The 563-nt window shown below is 50.6% G+C and carries 1 protein-coding gene and 1 tRNA gene; one reads left to right on the forward strand and one right to left on the reverse strand.

Annotated features, from left to right (window positions below; translation table 11 throughout):
- Positions 1 to 349 (reverse strand): tRNA guanosine(34) transglycosylase Tgt (locus QZ311_RS12320; protein WP_297068515.1); only part of this gene is annotated, 349 nt, incomplete at its 3' end.
- An 85-nt stretch (positions 350 to 434) separates the two neighbouring features.
- Between QZ311_RS12320 and QZ311_RS12325 the strand changes: the two genes are divergently transcribed.
- Positions 435 to 516 (forward strand) — tRNA-Leu (locus QZ311_RS12325).
- Positions 517 to 563 lie beyond the last annotated feature (47 nt).

Here is a 563-nt window from a genome sequence, read left to right on the forward strand (position 1 = left end):
GCGATCGGAACCATGCTCCTTCTTCCTTGAGTTTACGGTTTGCAGCAAGCGAGAACACCTGAAATCCGCCGCTGTCGGTCAGAATCGGGCGCTCCCATCCCATGAATCTATGGAGTCCTCCGGCCTGATGCAATATTTCTGTGCCTGGCCTGAGGTATAAATGATATGTGTTGCCGAGTATAATCTGGGCTTTGACGTCATCGGCGAGATCGCGCTGATGCACTGCTTTGACAGACGCCACTGTGCCGACTGGCATGAAAATCGGGGTCAGTATGTCGCCATGGGCGGTGGATATCATGCCGGCTCTGGCGGCTGAATCCGCGCATGTGTGTTGAAGGTTGAAATTCATATTGCAAAGGTACAAAACAATTGTTCTTCCGGCAAAAATTTGGGCGTTTCGCAAAAACTGAGTAATTTTGCACCGTACACGTAAGGCGCATATGGCGTAATTGGTAGCCGCGTTAGACTTAGGATCTAATGTCTGCGGACGTGGGGGTTCGAGTCCCCCTATGCGCACGAGTTGACCAAAGAGGAATTTCCGCAAGGATTTTCCTCTTTTTATC

The organism is uncultured Duncaniella sp. (assembly GCF_910578445.1).
Taxonomy (GTDB): domain Bacteria; phylum Bacteroidota; class Bacteroidia; order Bacteroidales; family Muribaculaceae; genus Duncaniella.